Source organism: Bacteroidia bacterium (genome assembly GCA_016218155.1).
GTDB lineage: Bacteria > Bacteroidota > Bacteroidia > Bacteroidales > GWA2-32-17 > GWA2-32-17.
Genome location: JACREQ010000079.1, coordinates 1 through 14226, shown reverse-complemented (window position 1 = coordinate 14226; position 14226 = coordinate 1). Strand labels below are relative to the sequence as shown.

At 34.0% G+C, this 14226-nt stretch carries 11 protein-coding genes; 5 read left to right on the top strand and 6 right to left on the bottom strand.

The annotated features are described in order from the left end of the window. Positions 1-8 precede the first annotated feature (8 nt). From HY951_14495 to HY951_14485, 3 genes are all read right to left on the bottom strand, one after another. Positions 9-1508, bottom strand: coding sequence for an amino acid permease (locus HY951_14495; protein MBI5541272.1), 1500 nt, complete (start codon positions 1506-1508; stop codon positions 9-11). A 137-nt stretch (positions 1509-1645) separates the two neighbouring features. Then, positions 1646-2722, bottom strand: coding sequence for a methylmalonyl Co-A mutase-associated GTPase MeaB (meaB, locus tag HY951_14490; GenBank protein MBI5541271.1), 1077 nt, complete (start codon positions 2720-2722; stop codon positions 1646-1648). A 4-nt stretch (positions 2723-2726) separates the two neighbouring features. Further along, entirely contained in the window at positions 2727-3959 is a 1233-nt protein-coding gene (locus HY951_14485; GenBank protein MBI5541270.1) for an FprA family A-type flavoprotein, read from the bottom strand. 101 nt (positions 3960-4060) lie between these two features. On the opposite strand from HY951_14485, the gene HY951_14480 reads away from it, so the two are divergent. Both HY951_14480 and HY951_14475 read left to right on the top strand, forming a co-directional pair. Further along, positions 4061-5173: a glycosyltransferase gene (locus HY951_14480; protein MBI5541269.1), complete on the top strand. Its 1113-nt coding sequence runs from the start codon at positions 4061-4063 to the stop codon at positions 5171-5173. A 6-nt stretch (positions 5174-5179) separates the two neighbouring features. Beyond that, positions 5180-5632 carry a DUF1905 domain-containing protein gene (locus tag HY951_14475; GenBank protein ID MBI5541268.1) on the top strand — a complete coding sequence of 151 codons (453 nt, stop codon included), beginning with the start codon at positions 5180-5182 and terminating at the stop codon, positions 5630-5632. Positions 5633-5634: 2 nt separating this feature from the next. Here HY951_14475 and HY951_14470 read toward each other — a convergent pair whose 3' ends face one another. Further along, entirely contained in the window at positions 5635-6324 is a 690-nt protein-coding gene (locus HY951_14470) for a hypothetical protein (GenBank protein ID MBI5541267.1), read from the bottom strand. A gap of 100 nt (positions 6325-6424) precedes the next feature. After that, positions 6425-7657: a T9SS type A sorting domain-containing protein gene (locus HY951_14465; protein MBI5541266.1), complete on the bottom strand. Its 1233-nt coding sequence runs from the start codon at positions 7655-7657 to the stop codon at positions 6425-6427. Positions 7658-7775: 118 nt separating this feature from the next. Between HY951_14465 and deoC the strand changes: the two genes are divergently transcribed. After that, on the top strand, positions 7776-8636 hold the full coding sequence (deoC, locus tag HY951_14460; GenBank protein ID MBI5541265.1) for a deoxyribose-phosphate aldolase: 861 nt from the start codon (positions 7776-7778) through the stop codon (positions 8634-8636). 81 nt (positions 8637-8717) lie between these two features. Here deoC and HY951_14455 read toward each other — a convergent pair whose 3' ends face one another. Then, positions 8718-9329: a hypothetical protein gene (locus HY951_14455; GenBank protein MBI5541264.1), complete on the bottom strand. Its 612-nt coding sequence runs from the start codon at positions 9327-9329 to the stop codon at positions 8718-8720. A gap of 217 nt (positions 9330-9546) precedes the next feature. Between HY951_14455 and HY951_14450 the strand changes: the two genes are divergently transcribed. Continuing rightward, positions 9547-9939, top strand: coding sequence for a hypothetical protein (locus HY951_14450; protein MBI5541263.1), 393 nt, complete (start codon positions 9547-9549; stop codon positions 9937-9939). Positions 9940-9947: 8 nt separating this feature from the next. Continuing rightward, positions 9948-14226, top strand: a 4279-nt coding sequence (locus HY951_14445; protein ID MBI5541262.1) for a choice-of-anchor L domain-containing protein, incomplete at its 3' end; no start/stop codon positions are given.

Sequence of the window (14226 nt, the reverse complement as noted above, 5' to 3'; positions counted from 1 at the left end):
CGATAAAATTACTTTCTTAATTTACTTTTTCTGATTCCGTATGCAAAATAAATAATTAATCCAATAGCCATCCATGCCAATAACCTATACCAATTAGCAGGACCTAATCCAAATATCATAGCTCCACAGGCTAATACACCAAGAATTGGGACTATTGGAATTATTATTTTGGCTTGTTTAATTTTTAGATAAAATATCCCAGGAGTTTTAAATTTTCTTGGAATTTCGGGATTAGTTATTCTTAAAATCCATATACCTAAGCAAACTAATATAAAGGCAAACAGAGTTCCTATACTTGTCATATCTCCTACAATATCTTGTGGAACAAAAGAGGCAAATAATCCAACAAAAATTAAAAACAACCAATTTGATTTATATGGTGTTTTGTACTTTTTATGTACATCAGAAAATATTTTTGGCACTAATCCATCTTTACTCATAGAATAAAAGACACGTGACTGACCGTATAACATTACTAAAATTACTGAAGAAAATCCAGCTAAAATTGCAACTGTTATTAAAGTTGCAAGCCAACTAAATCCAGGCATATAAGTCTGAACAGCAAATGTAACCGAAGCCTCTTTTCCTACTGTTCTAAAATCCTCAACACTTGCTACACCAGTAAGAACATATGCAAATAAAATATAAAGAACTGTACAAATAGCTAATGAACCAAGAATTCCTATTGGCATATCGCGTTTGGGATTTTTTGTTTCCTGTGCTGCTGTCGAAACAGCATCAAAGCCTATAAAAGCAAAAAACACTACACCTGCAGCACCTAAAATTCCTAAAAATCCACCAAAGTTATGAGATATTCCCTGAGAATCGGTATACAATGTAGCTTCAGGAATAAAAGGAGTATGATTAATTGGGTTAATATAAGACCAACCGAAGCCGATAAACAAAACAACTATGGCGACTTTTACTATAACAATTATTGCATTAACAAATGACGATTCCCTTACCCCTCTTATTAATAAAACTGTAAGTAAAAACACAATTAACAGAGCGGGAATATTCATTATTCCATGAGTCCCCAATGTGCTTATTTCAAATGGAGAATGGCTCCATTCATATGGGACTCGCATATCAAAGTAGCCAAGTAATTTGTTTAAATATTCGCTCCATGCAATACTTACAGTTGCTGCTCCTAGTGCGTATTCGAGAACTAAATCCCAACCGATAATCCATGCAACCATTTCACCCATTGTTGTATATGAGTATGTATATGCACTACCAGCAACAGGAATCATGGATGCAAATTCTGCATAACAAAGTCCAGCTAAAAGACAACCAATGCCGGCTATAATAAATCCAATTGTAACTGCAGGGCCTGCATTATTTGCAGCTGCCGAGGCTGTTCTTACAAATAACCCAGCACCAATAATGGCTCCCACACCAAGTGCAATAAGAGCTGTTGCTGTAAGTGTTTTTTTAAGGCTATTCTCACTTTCGGTCTCTTTGAGCAGTTCGCCTATAGGTTTCCTTTTGAAAATTTTTGATGCCATAAGATTATTTGAGGTTTAAAACTCAAACTTATAGATTTTTTAGTTAAAAACAAAAATGATATATGGTTGGGTTAAAATATGTATTTTAAATACCAAAAAAGCAATTACCTACCACTCAAATATTGTCAGAGTAACAATTATTTTTTTCCAATAATAATATTTGCAGCTGCAACAGAAGATATTTCTCCAGATAAAACTTTTTGTTCCATCTCGTTTAATTTCAATTTAACCTCGGGCTGGTTTAAAAAATTCTCTTTAAGCCTTTCAAAAATAACTTCGTACATCCAGTATTTTGACTGAAAATTTCTTCTTATTTTAAAATGATCTGACTCCTTTACCTTATCAAAATATTGTTTTGTTAAATCCCACAACTCATATATCCCGTGATTTGTTATAGAAGAACATGTAACCACCTGTGGCATCCAACCCGAGTCTTTTGCAGGAAATAAATGTAATGCATTTCTATATTCGCTTACGGCAAGTTCTGCTTTTTTAATATTTGTTCCGTCGGCTTTGTTTATTGCAATAATATCCGCCATTTCCATTATACCCCGTTTTATTCCCTGTAATTCGTCGCCTGCACCTGCAAGCATAAGCAACAAAAACATATCTACCATATAATTAACAACAGTTTCTGATTGTCCTACACCTACGGTTTCAACAAATACAACATCGAAACCAGCAGCCTCGCATAAAATTATTGCTTCGCGTGTTTTTCGTGCAACACCACCAAGTGTCCCCGAAGAAGGACTTGGGCGAATAAATGCATTTGGGTCATTTGCCAGATCTTCCATTCGGGTTTTATCACCCAATATACTTCCTTTTGATCTTTCGCTACTTGGGTCGATTGCTAAAACAGCAAGTTTAAATCCTTGTTTTGTAAGTTGTTTTCCGAAAGCTTCAATAAAAGTACTTTTACCAACACCTGGCACTCCGGAAATACCTATTCTAATTGATTTTCCTGAATGCAGCAAACAGCTTTCAACAATTTCTCTTGACAAATCCTGATGTTCAGGCAGAGTGCTTTCTACCAGAGTAATTGCCTGGCTTAAAACAGTTCTGTTTCCATTTAGAATTTCATTTGTATAATCTTTTGCTAATAATTTATTTTTTCTTTTTTCACGAATATTCTTTACGCTTTCAGCATTAACACTCGAAGGTTGTTCTATACCTGAGTTTACATGCAATGCACTTTTGCGTTGAGATTCTTTCATTTTACTAGTCGCAATTAACCTGTTCGGGTTGAGTAATTACAGCTTTTGCAAATTTTCGACCTTCCTCTACAAGTATATTTCTTGTTTCGCCAAAAGGAAAAAACTTTATTGCAATTCCATCACGAATAACATTAAGCTTTAAACTTTTTAAAGAGGCATCAATAATTTTCACAGCTTCGCCACTCCATCCGTATGAACCAAAAGACATGGCAGGCTTACCACGTTCACGAATAGGATTTATCATCGAAAAAACTTTGTAAACAGGCAACATAATATTTTGGTTAAGAGTTGGTGAACCAACAATTAATCCATTACATTTTGTTAATTTAGCATCAATCTCGCCTAACGACATACTTTCAACATCAGCCAGGTCAACAGTAATAGTGCAATTTGTTTTCCTTATTCCTTCGGCAAAAGCTTCTGCCATCTCGCGCGTATAACCATATGCAGAAACAAAAGCAATTAACACATTTTTCTCATCGCCCTTTATTGAATCCAAATATTTTGATGATAATTCTGCAGCATAATCAACATATTTTTTCCAGTGTGAACGGAGAATAGGACCATGTCCTGTACATATTGTTTTTATGTCAAGAGGCTTAATTTTATCGATTGCCTTAAGCATAAATCTGCTATAAGGTTTAATTATAACGTCAAAATAATATTCGAATGCCTCATCGTAATTTGGAACAAGATCGTCAAACATTTGCTGATCGCAAAAATGTGCACCAAATGAATCACATGTAAATAAAAGTTTGTCTTCTTCCAGATATGTAAACATTGTATCGGGCCAATGTAAATTCGGAGTTGACATAAAACGTAGAGTTTTATTTCCAAGACTTAAAGTATCACCATCTTTTACTTGTAAGGATTTAAAAGGGACACCAATAATATCCTGTAAGTAACGAATTGCGTTTCCACTACCAACAACCGTTGCCTGAGGTGCAATCTGCAAAAGATGCCTTAAACAACCAGAATGATCGGGTTCGGTATGATTCATCACAATATAATCAATACTTTCAGGGGCAACCACTTTCTTTAGTTTTTCGAGATAAGTATCAAAATATTTTTCTTTGGCAGTCTCAACAATTACTTTTTTATCAGCATTAATAAAATATGAATTATAAGTTGTACCAAATTTGGTTTCCATCACTACATCAAAAGTAACAAGGTCTTTATCTAGAATTCCAATCCACTTTACATCGTTACTTACATCAAGAATTTTATCATCTTTCATAACTATAATATTGAATTTTAGCTGATTTCTGATTTATTTTAAATCCTAAATCTAATTTAATTTATTGGTGTAAATTTAAACATTTTTACGCATTAGTTAAAATGACTTTCATTTGGATTATAGTTATTGTTATTTCTCTGCTTTATACTTTAGTTATTGGCTATTTTTGTATAGGCTGGATTAAGTATAAAACATATAAAAATCAAACTGCTGATTTAAAACCTTTTGTTTCTATAATAATAGCTGCCAGAAACGAAGAAAAAAATATCCTAAATCTACTTAAAGCTTTATCGTTACAAACATATCGCAATTTTGAAATAATAATTATTGACGATCATTCTACTGATAAAACTGCAGAAATAATTCGGGAAAATAAATTTATTAATTGTTCACTTTTTACATTAAATAAAAATGAAATTGGTAAAAAAGTTGCCATTGCTACTGCAGTTAACCTTTCAAAAGGTGATTTGATACTTGCCACTGATGCAGATTGTATTCCGGAAGTAAAATGGGTAGAAACAATTGTTTCTTTTTATAATTCTGAACATGCAGATTTTATTATCGGACCAGTAAAACAAATTGCATCAAAAAACATTTTTCAGCAAATCTTTTCGCTGGATTTTCTAAGTTTACAGGCAGTCGGAGCCGGGGCGGCAGAGATGAACAATCCTTTTCTTTGTAATGGAGCTAATCTCGCATTTTCAAAAAAAACATGGATTAATATTTCCGAAGAAACTGGAAAAAAATATGCTTCGGGCGATGATGTTTTTTTTCTTCACAATGCCATAAATATTTTACCTAAAGATAAAATTCGTTTTATTTTTTCTGAAGATGCTATTGTTTCTACATCTCCTCCATCGGGAATTATTGCATTTTTTAATCAAAGAATTAGGTGGGCATCAAAAGCAAAAGGTTATAAAAATAGCACATCAGTAATAACTTCATTCTCTGTTTTATCAATAAATATTTTATTGACGTGTTTACTCATTTATTCTGCTTTTAACCACCATATAATTTACGCTTTTATTTTTCTTTTAGCAGTAAAGTCAATTATCGATTTTGCTATACTTTTCCTTGCTGCTAGTTTTTACAGGCAAAAATATTTACTATGGTTTTTTGTGCCATTACAGATGATTTATTATATGTATACTTCACTAATCTCAATACTTTCAATAGTCGTTAAATATAACTGGAAAGACAGAAATTGTAAATAACAACATATGAAACAATACAAATTTGAAGCTTTAATTATTAAGCACAAACAATTAGATTCAGGTTTTATTGAATTTCCCTATGATACAGAAAAAGAGTTTGGAAAAAAAGGACAAGTAAAAGTTAAAGCCTGGTTTGACGGATTTTTATATCGCGGTTCACTTGTTAAGATGGGTCATCATTGTCATTTAATCGGGCTAAATAAGGAGGTAAGAAAAGCTATAAACAAAAACCCGGGAGATATTATAAACGTTGTTATAGAAGAAGATAAAGACAAAAGAACGGTTGATATTCCTAATGATCTTATTCTTTTACTGAAAGAATTTCCTTTAGCTGAGGAAAAATTTAACAAAATGTCATACAGTCATAAAAAAGAATGGGTAATGTGGCTTAACGACGCAAAAAAAGAAGAAACCAGACTAAAAAGATTGCAAAAAATTATTGATAAGTTAATGGAATAAAATCAGAACCTTACTCCTATTCCCAAGTCAGGTCTTACGCCAGAAAAATCTACCATGTATAATGGACCAAAATAAAAAGATGAATTAGGTCTAACCTCCTCAATCGGAATGTTATACCCAACACCAAGCTGAATAAAAAATCTTTTATTCTTTGTTAAATTTATAAGGAGTCCGGTTTCAATAGTTAACCCGTTAATAACATTGGTTTTATATACCATAGTACCTATCTCATAAAATTTCATTGTACCAATAGATGCTGCCATATAAAACCATTTATAATTTGCCTGTAAGCCAAACTTCCAAAAAACTGACATTATTCCGTATCCCACACAACCGAAAATACCTGAAGATGCATTTTGACCTAAAAGTACTTTTAACCCACCAATGCCATGATTCTCACCAATACCTGGACTAATAGCAAAAATGTATTTTTTGGGTGGATTGCCAATAATACTATTTACTAACTCCTTATTGTCAATTTCCACATAATCAAAAATTTCAACTTTATAACCAGCAATACTATCTGTTGACAGAAAGTGAATTGTTTTATCTAATTTATACTTTAAATAATATTTACTAATTTGTGAAATATTACAATATATTGTATCGCCAGTACTCTTAACAATATAATCCTGAGAAAATGATGAAAAGGCAATACCAATAATTAAAAACAAAGTAAAAGTTAATCTCATATAATTTGTTTTAACAACGCGAAGGTATAAAAATAACTAATATACCAAACTGTTGTTAAACTAATATGAGTGCTTTAGTAAAATTTATATTGCGTATCGTTTATAAAGACTTTATTATCTTATAAGTATTAACACTTGTTTGAGTTTTTATCTTAATCAGATATATCCCTTCAGGCAAATTGTTAATACTAAGAATGGTTTCTTTATTTTGTAATTCTTCTACTAAACAAATATTTCCCATAACATCATACACATAAACAGAGACGCCATCACAAATATTATTATTCAAATTAATATTAAGCTCATTTTGCATAGGGTTTGGATAAACCTGAACAAACGGCAACAAATTATTTTCAGTAACACCTGTACTAGTACAAATCCAGTTATATAAGTTAGTCTTAACATAATTAATAACAGTATCCATATACAAAAGATAACTGCCTCCTGCATTGGGATCATAAGGAATGTGTGCCTGTCCTAAAAAAGTATGAAACGGGTTCTCTATTCCAACTGTATTTGTTCTTAGATTTATAGATGCACTTCCATCAACTTCAGTTATTGGAATTACCATAGAAATTACTGCAGAGCCGTAAGGAACTTCAGTATCCAAATTACCATGCATACTTATTAACGGAATATTACCAGAATTAATCCATGATGTATCTGCAATTGCCCCACAAAGATTAACAACATAGTTTACCTGACTTGAATAACCTGAGTTTCCGCTGTGTCCCTCAATTCCACCTAAACCCGTTGTGTCAATAACTGCCGGAATTTCTGAAAGCTGATCTAAATAAGCAACGTGCACAGCTGTTATTGCACCTGCTGAACTTCCTCCTGCAATTATCATATTCGGATCAATTTTATATGTGTTAGTTGTTGCAGCATCTTTTCTAAAAAACCTAATCGCTGCTTTGTAATCATGATAAGCACGCATTACAGCTAAAGAAAACTCTCTATTGGGATTTTGAAAAGCAAGTGTATAATTTATTCCAACCCTATAGTCAATTGCAGCTGTTACATAACCCATATGCGCAAATTTTAAACAAAGTTGCTGCATTGTCCACTCTGCTTTATCTTCCTGTAAAAAGCTTCCTTTAGGTGCAAAAATTATTAATGGACGCATTAATGCTGTATCGCCTGTAGGCTGATAAATATCCATATGCAAATCTGTTGCAACACCTGTATAAAGTAAATTGTTCCCATAAAGCACATCTGATGTAACGGTTACATCAAAAAGACTATCGTTGTATCTTGTACCATAACAATTGTATTGAGCATATGTTGTTAGACCAAAAACCGCAAACAGAATAAATAGCATTATTGTTTTCATAATTAAATAGTTTAATCGATTTAGTATACAAATATATTAAATTAAAAATCAAACTTCAATTATTACATTTATTTTTTTAAGTCAAAAACATGTACTTTTGAGCATAAAAAATAAAATTATGTTACTCCAAAAAGAATTTATATTAGCTGAAACAGCAAGAATTGCAAAAGAATCTGAAAAATTATCAAATATTGGAAATTTAAAAACCGTTTTCAGCCTTATTGATCTTACTACTTTAAATACAACAGATAACGACGCAAAAGTTCGCGATTTTTGTGAAAAAGTAAATAACTTTTCTGAAAATTTTTCTGATTTTCCGAACGTTGCAGCAATTTGTATTTATCCTTCCTTTGTTGGACTTGTTAGAAAAACACTTAAGGCAAAAAATGTAAATATTGCATCGGTTGTTGGAGGATTCCCTTCTTCACAAACATTCATTTCAATAAAATTATCAGAAACTAGCATTGCTGTTGAAAAAGGTGCAGATGAAGTAGATATGGTAATTTCGGTTGGAAAATTTTTAGAAAAAGATTACCAATCAGTTGCAAACGAAGTTACATTAATAAAAGCAGCAGCCGGAAAAGCTCACGTAAAAGTTATACTTGAAACCGGAGCACTTTCCTCATTTGATGAAATTTATCTTGCAAGTATGTTGTCAATGGAAGCTGGTGCAGACTTTATTAAAACTTCCACTGGAAAAATGGAACCTGCTGCAACTCCAGAAGCAGTTTTAGTTATGGTTACTGCCATTAAAGACTATTTTGAAAAAACCGGAAGAATGGTTGGGATAAAACCTGCCGGTGGAGTAGTAACTCCAGAACAAGCACTTGTTTATTTTGCAATTGTAAAAGAAGTTTTAGGTGATAAATGGCTAACCCCTGAATGGTTCAGATTAGGTGCTAGCAGATTAGCCAATAATTTACTTTCAAAAATTAAAGAATTTGAAACAGGTGATAAAAAAGAAATAAATTATTTTTAATCTGTTCTTTTCAACTATTGAAGCAAGCATCAACTTAAGATAATACAAATAATTGCATTATTCAGCAATTTTTCACCTAATCTAATCCCTTTCAAAAGAGCCAATTTTTAAATTTACAAAAAGACCAGCTCCGTTAAAATCATTATTTGTATACCCGTAAAGTTTTAAACCTGAAACCATTTGGTAATGTACGCCCACGCCTAAACTTAAAAATTTTAACGGACGATAATCAATTTCAAAAGTACCGTTAAAAAGAAAAAAGTCATCATACAAATCTTTAATTCTTGTTTTGGTTTTATCGCTTAATGAGATGCTTCCACCACCTGTCCAAAGCATAATAACAGGATGAATTTTTTTTGAAGGCATAAACATATAACCAAAAACCAATCCCCCACCACCAAGATCCAACTCTAAATCTCTTTCCATCAGTTTTGTTTTTTCATTGTATGCACTATCAACTCTAAAAAAGGATGTCATCGCTTTTCCAAATCCACCAATGATTACATTTTCAGACACAAATACTCCACCCATACCACCAATATAATTTGTCTGCTTTACCATTGATGTTGTTTCAAAAAAAGGTGCAAGAAAAACCGAAAGTCCTAGACTATCTTCAGCTTCAGTATTTTCTTCCTGCGAAAATAAGGTTGAACAAAAAAGCATCAAAAGTGATAAAACAAGTAGTCGTTTCATATGTTTATTTTTTGAATAATAAAATAATCTTCAAATATCGTAAACTTTGCATAAATTTATGATATTTTGTATATTTCGGAAATTTTTTAAAATTGTTAGTCCTCAGACAATTAAAAAAAACATTAAAAATAATGACTTTTTTTTTAGTTTGCAGGCAACCAAATGTACTAGTTAATTGACTTATATATATAAAATCAAAAATATAAATACCTTAAATATGAAAACTCCATTTTTATTTTTTGCAATCGCAGTATTGTTTCTTTTTTCGGGAAATAGCATTATTGCCCAAAATATTGGACTAACTGCAAAAATATCAAAAACTGAAGGCAGTATTTTTACTTCAAACAACAACGGAAAACATTTGCTTTCTTTTGAAATTTCGGGAATAGAAAACCAAAAACATGCTGATAATCTGATTAAATTCATAAGAGGTTATCGTGGTGTTGAGGAATTTAACATGATCCCCATTGCAGGAACCAGCAATTGGCAGGCTAGTGGAATTTTTTATGAATTTTCAGATATCCCATATTTTAAAAATATGTTTAAACTAATGAAGGTATCACAGCTAGTTATTGATAACGTTAACTCCGACGTTGATAATTTAAATTAATAATGAATATGAAAACTATAATTAAGCTCTGTTCAATAGCTCTTATTTGTTCATTATTTTGCTCTGTTCAAAGTTTTGGACAATTAGCAGTTGCTGGAGGTATGACTCCTAATAACCTTGTTCAGACTGTGCTTGTAGGTAATGGAGTTACTGTAACAAATGTTACAGCAACTGGTCCTACAAACTGCTTAGGATCATTTTCTAATGGAAATACTACAAATTTAGGTTTAACAAGTGGGGTAATAATGTCAACAGGCGGATTTGCAAATGTGCCTAATGCAAACGGATATTTTTTGAGTAACTCATTAAGTGGTGCAGGCGACCCCTTGCTTGCTGCACTTTCAGGTGGTTTTACTTCTTATGATGCAGTTGTATTGGAATTCGATTTTATTCCTCTTTCAAATGTTGTAAATTTTAGATATGTATTTGGTTCTGAAGAATACCCAGAATATGTTTGTTCAAACTTTAATGATGCATTCGGATTTTTTGTTTCAGGTCCTAATCCGTTAGGGGGAACTTATACAAATCAAAATATTGCTATAATACCAGGAACTACACTTCCTGTAACAATTAACTCTGTAAATAGTGGATTTCCCGGATCTTATGGAACCACTACGGGCTGTACTTCACTTTCATATAACGTGTATTATGTTAACAATACAGGATCTACTATTTGCTTTGATGGATTTACAACACCTCTTACAGCTACAGTAAACGTTGTACCTTGTCAACAATACCATATAAAACTTGCTATTAGTGACATTGGCGATGGTGCTTACGACTCAGGAGTTTTTCTTGAAGCAAACAGTTTTCAGGCAGACGCAATTGGTTTAGGTGCTTATTACACAAACCCTGCATTAGGTTTAAGTGCAATTGAAGGTTGTACCGATGGAATTATTAGCTTTACACTAGATCATCCAGCAACAACTCCAATAGTTGTAAACTATACTATTGGCGGAACTGCAATACCTGGCACTGATTACACTACAATACCAACTTCAGTGACAATTCCTGCCGGTTCAGATTCTGTTGGAATTATTATTAATTCCATTATGGATGGATTAACCGAGGGAACTGAAACTGTAGTACTTCATGTTCAAACATCACCATGTGGAACCGAAGATATTACATTAAATATTATTGATAACACTCCCGTTCAGGCAACAGTCACGTCAGATCAGACTATTTGCGATGGGGCGCAACCAGTAAACTTTAGTGTCGCGGCCTCGGGAGGTATTGCACCATTAACATTAGCATGGAGTGGAGGTTTACCAAGCAATTCGAATATTACAATAAGTCCACCTGTTGGAACTCATTCATATACTGTTACAGCAACAGACGCATGCGGAGCTACCGTGACAGATGGTATTAATATTACGGTAAACGCAACACCAACTTCTAATTTTACACTCTCTACACCAATTTGTGCTGGTGAAGCTGCAACTATAAATTATCTTGGAACTGGTGGTTCAGTTTTCCCATGGAATTTTGGCGGAGGAACAATTTTATCTGGAACTGCTGGAACAGCTGGTCCATTTACAATTACCTGGTATGCTGCCGGAACATATATGGTCTCTTTGCAAACAGTTGCTGCAAATGGATGCCCAGGTGATACAATACAACAGTTTATACAGGTACTAGGTGCAGGAACTCCCAATTGCTGCGTTATTCCAACACCTGATGCTGGTCCAAATTTATCATTCTGCGGTCTTTCAGGTCAATTTCAGGCAGTAGATCCCGACAATCCAAGTTATACAGGTACATGGACACAATTAACAGGTCCAGGTATTTCGACTTACGGAGGAGGAAACAATCATCTTACATATTCTGAAGTAAACGTAACACAACCCGGAACATATACCTATCAATGGAATGAGGTTAACGGACCTTGTGATTCTTTGGATGTTGTTACTTTAACATTTATTCAGGATCCGGTTGCTCATGGCGGAACAGATACTGCTGTATGTGGACTTAATTATACAATGATAGCACAAATGAGTACTCCGGGTACAGGATCATGGGCTGGCGCAGGTGTAATAACTCCTTCAAGTCCCGGATCATCTGTAATAGCTCCAGGATATGGTACATTCCAATATATCTGGACAGAAACAAATACAGGATGTGTTAGTAAAGACACAATTAACATAGAGTTTATGCAGGTTCCGGTTGCAGATGCAGGACCTGATGCTACTGCATGTGGTAACAGATACACTTTATCTGCAGATAGTACTTACTCTGGATATTGGACTGGTCCATTGGGTGTTATATACATTGATGGTTTCGATCATGCTGAAACAGGTATTGTTATACCAAGCTATTCGGGAACAACATATTCTACCTCATTTACCTGGCATGCACTAAATGGAAACTGTACCGATACGGATCCTGTAAGTGTTACATTTACCCGCCCCCCTCATGCCGAGGCCGGACCTCCTCAAGATGTTTGCGGTACAATTGCAATAATGAACCCGGATACTATTGGTAGCGGAATAGTAAATGCATATTGGACATCATTACCAACTGGTCCTGTTATTACAGCCGGACTTCCACCAACACCATATAATGCAACAGCTGATGTTTCGTTAATGGGAAATTCTGCATACCATTTTTCAGTTGGTGAGTATTATTTGGTTTTTATTGCTCAAAATGGAATCGGATGCTCAGGTAGCGATACTGTAAGGATTACTTATTATGATGTTCCGGTAACTTATGCTGGAAAAGACACCTCAATTTGTGGCAAGGCATATGATTTAGAAGCAAATTGGAGTATTGATAATCCGGTTGGTATCTGGTCAACTATCTCAGGTCCTGTAGGTGGCTCTGCTAATTTTGTATCACCTAACGATCCATTATCAGATGTAACAGTTACTGAATACGGAACTTATCAGTTTGTATGGAAAGAATCTAATGCAGCACATACAGTTTGTTCTGATAGAGACACCGTAAGTGTTGAATTTAAAATTGTTCCAATGCCAGATGCTGGTCTTGACTTCTCTGTATGCGGAAGATTTGCAAATATTCATGCAACAACAAGTGTAGCAAATGGTACATGGAGCGGTCCTTCCGGAATAGCATATTATAATGGCGATAATGGAACATACACACCAGCTTATCAGGACTCTGCTAATTCTTGGATTCGCTGGCCTTCTGAAAATGACACCATAACAATGTATTGGTTTGAGAATAACGGTGTATGTACAGGATACGATTCTGTTAATGTTTATTTTAGCAGTATTCAGACAGCTGAACACTTGGTAGATCCTGCTGATTCGGTAGTTTGCGGACCAGTGTATACATTGTTAAACGCACAACAACCTGCATACGGCAGTGGTTATTGGATGGATACAGTTATGTTAACAACGTTTACGCCATCACCTACAAACCCAAGTCCGATTGCATCAATCGATACCGGTGGTGTTGATTATTACGGATATCATCATTTTTACTGGATTACAGTAAATGGTATTTGTCGTGATACTTCTGAAGTGGTTCCTGTTAAATTTATTGAAATGCCTGTTGCCAATGCAGGACCAAATTACTGGTCGGGATTATTTGGTAACAATCATCGCATAAAAACAGATACAGTTTGCGGATTGAATTACGAAATGGGTGCTGTTCCTTCAATAGGAGATGGACACTGGTATTCGCTTGATCCTACAAATGTGCATTTCCATAATTCTACCGGACCACAACAAACTACAATATATAACGATAGCTTGTATATTACAGGAACAAGTTATACAGTGTTTAATGCAACTGGTCCAAAATACAGAGAATTTATATGGCAGGAAAATCATGAAGGTTGCGTAAACAGTGATACTTTAAGATTGTATTTTGCTCCACATCCAAGTGGTACATTTACTACAACAATGCCAGCATGTCGTCATGATAGTTCTATGATAATAGCAAACACATGGCCGCTACCTGGTCACGTTGATTATATGATAACAAATTACGAATGGGTATATACAAACGGTAGTTTATCACCAGTTATATTGAATACAACTGTTTCGGATACAATTTATGTAAGCTGGTCAACAGGTGAACAACATAATGTTACACTTATAACAACTAATACCTGGGGTTGTCGTAGCGGTATTGTTACCAATCAGGTAGTAGAGCCTGCACCATTTAATCCTTCGTATGATTTAACAAATGCACATTGTATGGAATGTAACGGAGAAATTTTGCTAAGTACTGCAAATGGAGCTCAGACAAATTACTATACTTTTAACTGGACAGACACTGCATTTATTAATCCATCTGCTTTATTACAAACTCAGTTGT

Excerpts from the sequence above, each read along its gene's own strand:
- HY951_14495 (MBI5541272.1), bottom strand. The coding sequence starts at position 1,508 with ATGGCATCAAAAATTTTCAAAAGGAAACCTATAGGCGAACTGCTCAAA.
- meaB (MBI5541271.1), bottom strand. The coding sequence starts at position 2,722 with ATGAAAGAATCTCAACGCAAAAGTGCATTGCATGTAAACTCAGGTATA.
- HY951_14485 (MBI5541270.1), bottom strand. The coding sequence starts at position 3,959 with ATGAAAGATGATAAAATTCTTGATGTAAGTAACGATGTAAAGTGGATT.
- HY951_14480 (MBI5541269.1), top strand. The coding sequence starts at position 4,061 with ATGACTTTCATTTGGATTATAGTTATTGTTATTTCTCTGCTTTATACT.
- HY951_14475 (MBI5541268.1), top strand. The coding sequence starts at position 5,180 with ATGAAACAATACAAATTTGAAGCTTTAATTATTAAGCACAAACAATTA.
- HY951_14470 (MBI5541267.1), bottom strand. The coding sequence starts at position 6,324 with ATGAGATTAACTTTTACTTTGTTTTTAATTATTGGTATTGCCTTTTCA.
- HY951_14465 (MBI5541266.1), bottom strand. The coding sequence starts at position 7,657 with ATGAAAACAATAATGCTATTTATTCTGTTTGCGGTTTTTGGTCTAACA.
- deoC (MBI5541265.1), top strand. The coding sequence starts at position 7,776 with ATGTTACTCCAAAAAGAATTTATATTAGCTGAAACAGCAAGAATTGCA.
- HY951_14455 (MBI5541264.1), bottom strand. The coding sequence starts at position 9,329 with ATGAAACGACTACTTGTTTTATCACTTTTGATGCTTTTTTGTTCAACC.
- HY951_14450 (MBI5541263.1), top strand. The coding sequence starts at position 9,547 with ATGAAAACTCCATTTTTATTTTTTGCAATCGCAGTATTGTTTCTTTTT.